Annotated in this window: 9 protein-coding genes; 3 read left to right on the forward strand and 6 right to left on the reverse strand. The window is 60.9% G+C overall.

Translation table 11 applies throughout. The annotated features are described in order from the left end of the window. Positions 1 to 34: 34 nt before the first annotated feature. A complete protein-coding gene (locus AC5P5V_RS12735; RefSeq protein WP_134968214.1) occupies positions 35 to 1,147 on the reverse strand; it encodes a PLP-dependent cysteine synthase family protein in 1,113 nt (370 codons plus the stop codon). Positions 1,148 to 1,273: 126 nt separating this feature from the next. Between AC5P5V_RS12735 and gloA the strand changes: the two genes are divergently transcribed. Beyond that, positions 1,274 to 1,792 (forward strand): lactoylglutathione lyase, encoded by a 519-nt coding sequence (gene gloA, locus AC5P5V_RS12740; protein WP_033834977.1) that lies wholly within the window; start codon positions 1,274 to 1,276, stop codon positions 1,790 to 1,792. 124 nt (positions 1,793 to 1,916) lie between these two features. After that, the gene (locus AC5P5V_RS12745) at positions 1,917 to 2,345 is read left to right on the forward strand and encodes a VOC family protein (protein ID WP_134968213.1); all 429 of its coding nucleotides are present in this window, start codon (positions 1,917 to 1,919) and stop codon (positions 2,343 to 2,345) included. 67 nt (positions 2,346 to 2,412) lie between these two features. On the opposite strand, the gene AC5P5V_RS12750 is transcribed toward AC5P5V_RS12745, so the two are convergent. Beyond that, entirely contained in the window at positions 2,413 to 2,844 is a 432-nt protein-coding gene (locus AC5P5V_RS12750; protein ID WP_033834978.1) for a CBS domain-containing protein, read from the reverse strand. 544 nt (positions 2,845 to 3,388) lie between these two features. Next, positions 3,389 to 3,667: a hypothetical protein gene (locus tag AC5P5V_RS12755; RefSeq protein WP_134968212.1), complete on the reverse strand. Its 279-nt coding sequence runs from the start codon at positions 3,665 to 3,667 to the stop codon at positions 3,389 to 3,391. 90 nt (positions 3,668 to 3,757) lie between these two features. On the opposite strand from AC5P5V_RS12755, the gene AC5P5V_RS12760 reads away from it, so the two are divergent. Then, positions 3,758 to 3,994, forward strand: coding sequence for a helix-turn-helix domain-containing protein (locus AC5P5V_RS12760; protein WP_134968211.1), 237 nt, complete (start codon positions 3,758 to 3,760; stop codon positions 3,992 to 3,994). A gap of 25 nt (positions 3,995 to 4,019) precedes the next feature. Here the strand turns inward: AC5P5V_RS12760 and AC5P5V_RS12765 are convergent, their stop codons facing one another. The 3 genes from AC5P5V_RS12765 to AC5P5V_RS12775 all read right to left on the reverse strand — a co-directional run. Then, positions 4,020 to 4,649, reverse strand: coding sequence for a hypothetical protein (locus tag AC5P5V_RS12765; RefSeq protein ID WP_134968210.1), 630 nt, complete (start codon positions 4,647 to 4,649; stop codon positions 4,020 to 4,022). Beyond that, positions 4,646 to 5,647, reverse strand: coding sequence for a hypothetical protein (locus AC5P5V_RS12770; RefSeq protein WP_134968209.1), 1,002 nt, complete (start codon positions 5,645 to 5,647; stop codon positions 4,646 to 4,648). The genes AC5P5V_RS12765 and AC5P5V_RS12770 overlap by 4 nt, the downstream gene beginning before the upstream one ends. 563 nt (positions 5,648 to 6,210) lie before the next feature. Next, on the reverse strand, positions 6,211 to 6,499 hold a 289-nt coding region (locus tag AC5P5V_RS12775; protein ID WP_495215900.1), incomplete at its 5' end, for an SIS domain-containing protein.

The raw sequence follows: 6,499 nt of genomic DNA on the forward strand, positions 1-6,499 counted from the left end.
TCGCCGGCATGGCCCCGCGCGAGCGTCGTCCGTGCTACAGCGCTTCCAGGCTGCACCACGGCAGCTCGGGCAAGCCCTGCCCGGCGACCGCAGCGGCCAGCTGCGCATCGGCGCCGTCGACATCGATACCCTGGCGCAGGTACCACGCCGGGTCGTAATAGCTCTGCGCATAGCGTTCGCCGCTGTCGCACAGGATGCTGACGATGCTGCCCTGGTGGCCCGCCTCGCGCATCCATTGCGCCGCCTGCAGCACGCCGATGAAGTTGGTGCCGGTCGAGCCACCGACACGGCGGCCGAGCTGGCGGCTGACATGGCGCATCGCGGCCAGGCTCAGTGCGTCGGGTACCTTGACCATCGCATCGACGCTGGTCGGGATGAAGCTCGGCTCCACCCGTGGCCGGCCGATGCCTTCCACGCGCGAACCACCAGTGCAGGTCAGGTCGCGCCAGTCCTGTTCACCGGCCACGGCGGCCCGGTAGCCGTCGAAGAACACCGACACTTCCGGGTCCGCGCACAGGATGCGGGTGTCGTGGCGGCGGTAGCTGACATAGCGGCCCAGGGTGGCGGCGGTACCGCCGGTGCCGGGGCTGCACACGATCCATTCCGGAACCGGGCTGGGCTCTTCGGCCATCTGCTTGAAGATGGACTCGGCGATGTTGTTGTTGGCACGCCAGTCGGTCGCGCGCTCAGCGTAGGTGAACTGGTCCATGAAGTGGCCACCGGTTTCACGGGCCAGCTTCTCCGAATCACAGTTGAGGTCGCAGGCACGTTCGACAAGATGGCAGCGGCCGCCTTGGAACTCGATCGCGGCGATCTTTTCAGGCGAGGTGGTGGCCGGGATCACTGCAATGAACGGCAGGCCGAGCAGGCGCGCGAAATAGGCTTCGGACACAGCCGTCGAGCCGCTGGACGCCTCGATCACCGGTCGCCCTTCGCGCAGCCAGCCATTGGCCAGCGCATACAGGAACAGCGAGCGCGCCAGCCGGTGCTTGAGGCTACCGGTGGGATGGCTCGACTCATCCTTCAGGTACACATCGATGCCCTCGAACCCGGGCAGCGCCAGCGGGATCAGGTGGGTATCGGCGGAGCGGTTGAAATCGGCTTCAATCTTGCGGATGGCGGCGGCCACCCATTCACGCTGTGACATGGCGGGCAATCGTTGTCAGGACGGAACGGTGCGATCCGGCCATTGTACGTCGCGGTGCCGTCAGGTGCTGGCCGGTAGAATGCCCCCATCCGGCCGGCAACGGCCCTGTCTGAAGGACCTCCCCCCATGACCATTCCCGCCCTGCGCGATGTCCCCGGCGTCGCCGCCCAGGCCCCGGCCGAAACCACCGGCTTCGTGTTCAACCACACCATGCTGCGGGTGAAGGACATCACCGCCTCGCTGGACTTCTACACCCGCGTGCTCGGCTACCAGCTGATCGACAAGCGCGACTTTCCCGAAGCCCAGTTCAGCCTGTACTTCCTGGCCTACGTCCCAGCTGGCGTGGCAGTTCCGGAAGATGACAGCCAGCGCCGCCTGTGGATGGCCGGCCTGCCGGGCGTGCTGGAACTGACCCACAACCACGGCACCGAGAGCCAGGACGGCGCGGTCTACCACGACGGCAACAGCGACCCGCGCGGCTTCGGCCACATCTGCGTGTCGGTGCCGGACATCGAGGCGGCCTGCCAACGCTTCGAGGACCTCGGGGTAACCTTCCAGAAGCGCCTGACCGACGGCCGCATGAAGAACCTGGCCTTCATCAAGGACCCGGACGGCTACTGGGTCGAGATCATCGCCAACGTCTGACCCGGAAAGGGGCACAATTCCGGTAGCGCCGGGCCATGCCCGGCGGCCTTGAGCAGGCCGCGCTGCGCGCTCGCCGGGCACGGCCCGGCGCTACCGACTCCGTCCCCTTTTTGAAGAGGTTCGTATGGAAACGATGGAACTGCACCGTGGCCGCCTGATCGACCACATCCAGCTGGTGGTGCGTGACCTGGCCGCCAGCCGCCACTTCTACCAGGCAGTGTTCGACACGATCGGCATCCCACTGGGCGGCGAAGGGCCGGACTTCTTCTGGGCCGACGAGCTGTTCATTTCCAGCGCCAGCAGCCGTGCCGCCGCCGGCCAGTTGACCGGCCGCCACCATCTCGCCTTCCAGGCCCGCGACAGCGCAACTGTTGACGCCTTCCACACTGCCGCGATCGCCGCCGGCGGTACCGACAATGGCGCGCCAGGCGAACGCCCCTACCACCCGGGCTACTACGGCGCCTTCGTGCTCGACCCCGATGGCAACAACATCGAAGTGGTCTATCACGGGCCGGCGAACTACAGCGCCGATTCGGTGAAGGTCACTTTCTGATATCACCGGCGCCGTGAACGAAGAAGCCGGGCTATGCCCGGCTTCTCTGCTTCCAGCGCTGCGGCCCTCAGTGGGCGGCCATGTAGATGTCCTGCAGCACTGCCTTTTCCAGTTCCAGCTCGCCCAGCAGGTTCTTCACGATATCGCCCAGGCTGAGGATGCCGACCAGGCGGGTGCCTTCAGTGACCATCAGGTGACGGCGCCGCGAGTACGTCATCAACGACATGGCCTGTTTCAGCGTGGCGTCCGGCGCAATGCCCTCCAGACCGGTGGACGGCAGGCTGGAAATCACCCGGCGGCCGGCCTGCGGGCCGTCGTCGGCCAGGGTGCGCACGATGTCCTTCTCGGAAATGATGCCGACCGGGGCATCGTCCTTCATCACCACCAGCGCAGCGATCCTGTTCGCGCTCATCTTGTGGGCGGCGGCACCGATCGTGTCTTCGGCATCGATGGTGATGACAGCTTCTTTCTTGGATTGCAGGAGTTCGCGGACGTTCATTCTTGTTTCCTGGTGCAGGTCACTGAAGTCAAAAAAGTGTGCTCTTCCGATACGCCCCCTCCCCGGGAACAGACCTTTCAGCGCACGTCTGGCGCACCCGGCTGCCGCTTGGAATGACTCGGCAGACGATGTGCTGCAACGCGAACGAGGCGGGTTCAATCGCTCAACCCGAACCTCGGCCAGATCGATTCTACGACTGCGACCCTCGGTCACTACCGGCATCGATAGGACAGTTCGTCGTGGGAACCAACTGACGATCCAGAGAATGGCACCGTGGCTGAAACCGCCGCTGAATACAGGCGGCTTCGCGCATTAAAGAATGATTGCCTGCTGCCGACGACGGACAGAACGCCCGGCGGCTGTCCCACTTCGTACTGCGTCCGGCACAAACGAAAGGGGCCTCGCAGGCCCCTTTCGCATGCAGCATCCCACAGCTCCGGGAATGCCTTACTCCACCGTAACGGAATTGTTTCCAACGGGGGTCAACCGTTTTCCCGGCGGACCCCGCATCGGCAGCGCTATCAACTTACTGGCAGACCCCTTCTTAAGCTTGTAGCCCTTCGGCTGCTGCGGGATACGCCCGTCGCCCACGATTGGCTTCACGAAGCGGATTCCACGCCTCTTCGGTGAAACTCGGTTGAGATGTCTTCTCGGATGTATTCTCGCACGTCAAGGCAACTAACTCCGCCTTCACTTCTTCTGGCGTTAGCGCCGATGCAGGCTTGACACCTTCGACGCTGCCCGGCTGCGAACCGGAACAACCCGCAACCAGCGCAGCCATCACAGCGGCGCACAACCCCACCTTCCAATCCACCAGCTTCATGCTTGCCCCCTATCAGGCGTCTATGGAACTTTAAAGTAGTCTGCCTTTAAACCTGTATAGCTAAAAGGAGGCTACCTATAGGGTGTCGGCATGACCGACCACCTACTCCGCAACCTCGGGAGAGCCCTTAGAGCGCGACGTGAAGCCGCTGGCTACAGCCAGGAGAGCTATGCGGACATCATAGGGATGCATCGCACCTACTACAGCGCTATTGAGAGGGGAGAGAAAAACCTCCAGCTGGACACCCTGCAACGAATTTGCGCAGGGCTCAGGTGCCATATGTGGGAGGCACTGAAGGACGCGGAGACCTTGACCCAGAAGCAATAGGCTATGGAGCCCGCGCAAGTGCAGATCACTCAGCGACGGGCGGAGGGTGCCCCATAGCAATAGCCATGCGACGCTGAGTGGATGTAAGCGCCTTCCATATCGCGTGAACTTGACTCGCCGGCATGGCTTTCAGGTCTTCCTTGTACTTCGACTTCTTCAGGCTGACCTTGAAGAACGAGGGGCTGTGGTCAATTCCATTTTTTTGCAGGCGCCACATCACGACGAAGGCGAACTTCGGAGTTAGATACTTGTTCTTCCGATAGTAGGCTAGTGCATTCCGGAGGATGCTGTTGTCCTCAGCGGCTGCCAGTCGCTCGAGTGCTTTGATGCACGATTCAAGTCGCATCTGCTGCATCAGGCGATCAAGCTTCTTCTTCGCCCCGGCTGGCGACAGGCGCAGTCCACTTTCGAAGACTGACAATCCAAACTTGAGAATGCACTGCGAGCCGACCCATAAGGTCTTTCCCGTCAGCGCATTCCTGATTTCAAAGTGGTAGCGCAAATCCTCTTGCTCGCAGAGCTGGCAAGTCTCGACTGGCTCTTCGTGATCCTCAGTCCGCTCAGTGAACGACCATTCTTCAAATGCCTCTGGCAATGTTGAGCCAACTGACAACGGGAGAATGTTGTCGCGCACTCTCTGTGGGTAGCTCTTCATGCGCCAACCTCAAGTACCAACGCCTCGGCTGCGGCAAGCACCATTAACTGCGCTGTGATCGCACAGCATCGAAACAGGTACTCCGCGTAGCTAAGCGTTCGGACCGCACCATCACCCCCTTCGCGGTATGTAATTACCGAACGATCGTGACTGAGGCGCAACCATCTATGATGCGATGCATTTCTAAGACGATTGTCATATTCCGCCACAAGCCATGCCAGCTCAGGATTTGCGCCTAGAGTCTCGTTGCGCCGACCCTTATCGCTACCACGGTAGTCCCGCAAAGAAATTCGACTTAGTTGGTCAAATTGCCTCCCGGAAACAATATTGTTCGCGGCAGCTAGCAGATCGATGTGAGACCCAAGAACTTCAAACGCCTCACCGTAGTACATGCGAGTTCGCTCAAAGTCAGTTGATGGCGCGTACGGGTCATCTGGCAGATTGGTAGCGCGCCTAACGTACATGAAAGTTTGATTGAACTCGTCATAAGCGCGAAAGAAGTGATCGAATACGTCAACGTACTCATCCATTCGATCCCAGCGAGACTGCCGGAACTCAGCCTGAAATCGCTCAAACTCTTGCTCGTTTAACTCGCGTGCCCGTGCAAACTCTGTCGTCAACCTGTGTAAGCCTCCTTCCCCGTACGGCTCTAGTACTCGCACAAAGAAGCCAACCAAGGCTCGTTCGATAGTCAGCTCGTCGTCTGGAACTTCATCGCCAGCCAACTGACGCAGATGCGCACGCATAAGATCTTGCTGCCCGGTTCGGCTAAAGCGGTACGCATTTCTTAGCAGGCGCCAGTACTCCGTCGCATTTGGTAAACCTCCCAACAAAACTGTGAGGTCAACCATGATTGGACCGTCGACGCCCTCGGGACGCGAGTTCTGGATAGCCCGCAGCGTGGCTTCATCAGGCTCAGGCAGGTCATGGACAGGGAAGTACTGGTCCTCATGCACGCGCGCACGGGGAATAACAAAACCAGCACTAATGTTTAGCACTCGCCCCTCTTCATCCGTGCGTTCACAGTTCTCGTCGAACTCGACCCCAACATTTGGCGGATGGTCAAGGATCAGCCGAAGTCGAAAGGGGGTGTGGCACTCAGGGCAGACAGAAGCAACTCGTTGAACGCTTTCATGTCCAACTTGTACGCGCGCAGTTACTGCACACTGGCACGCAAGGCAACGAAGACGAAGCCGAGTGATCATGAAGAATACGCCTCAATACGAGGGCATTCACATGCCCCAGATTGCCCCTAACTACCCGTCCGAAATCACAGAAACTTCCGTGAGCCGCACGACCCGTTCTCTCTTCTCGCACTGCAACTTCTGACTCCACTTCCGGTAGATCGAGTACACAAGCGCCGGATAGAAGGGCTTGCCCCGAGGACTCAACTGTCCCGACGAGTTCAGCTCGTCCGCGATCCGGGCAAACTCCAAGCCCCCTTGGTCACGGAGCCGCTGGACTTGCTCCGCGAGCGCCCGATGCCCCTCAGAGTGGCTAGGCTGCCACAGCTGAGGGGTGGTCACTATGACCGTATAGTTCAGGCTACCCCCGTTGGAAACTATTCCACCGTCACGCTCTTGGCCAGGTTGCGCGGCTTGTCCACGTCGGTGCCGCGCGCCAGCGCGGTGTGGTAGGCCAGCAGCTGCACCGGGATGGTGTGCACGATCGGGCTGAGCACGCCCGCATGACGCGGCGTGCGGATCACATGTACGCCTTCGGACTCATTGAAGTTGCTGTCCTGGTCGGCGAACACGAACAGCTCGCCACCACGCGCACGCACTTCCTGCATGTTCGACTTCACCTTCTCCAGCAGGCTGTCGTTCGGCGCGATCACCACCACCGGCATG

The organism is Stenotrophomonas sp. YJH_SMC_130, assembly GCF_059369035.1.

What these genes read in the sequence shown, in the direction of transcription:
- AC5P5V_RS12755 (WP_134968212.1), bottom strand. Translation starts at nt 3,667, where the DNA reads ATGAAGCTGGTGGATTGGAAGGTGGGGTTGTGCGCCGCTGTGATGGCT.
- AC5P5V_RS12750 (WP_033834978.1), bottom strand. Translation starts at nt 2,844, where the DNA reads ATGAACGTCCGCGAACTCCTGCAATCCAAGAAAGAAGCTGTCATCACC.
- AC5P5V_RS12745 (WP_134968213.1), top strand. Translation starts at nt 1,917, where the DNA reads ATGGAAACGATGGAACTGCACCGTGGCCGCCTGATCGACCACATCCAG.
- AC5P5V_RS12765 (WP_134968210.1), bottom strand. Translation starts at nt 4,649, where the DNA reads ATGAAGAGCTACCCACAGAGAGTGCGCGACAACATTCTCCCGTTGTCA.
- AC5P5V_RS12760 (WP_134968211.1), top strand. Translation starts at nt 3,758, where the DNA reads ATGACCGACCACCTACTCCGCAACCTCGGGAGAGCCCTTAGAGCGCGA.
- gloA (WP_033834977.1), top strand. Translation starts at nt 1,274, where the DNA reads ATGACCATTCCCGCCCTGCGCGATGTCCCCGGCGTCGCCGCCCAGGCC.
- AC5P5V_RS12735 (WP_134968214.1), bottom strand. Translation starts at nt 1,147, where the DNA reads ATGTCACAGCGTGAATGGGTGGCCGCCGCCATCCGCAAGATTGAAGCC.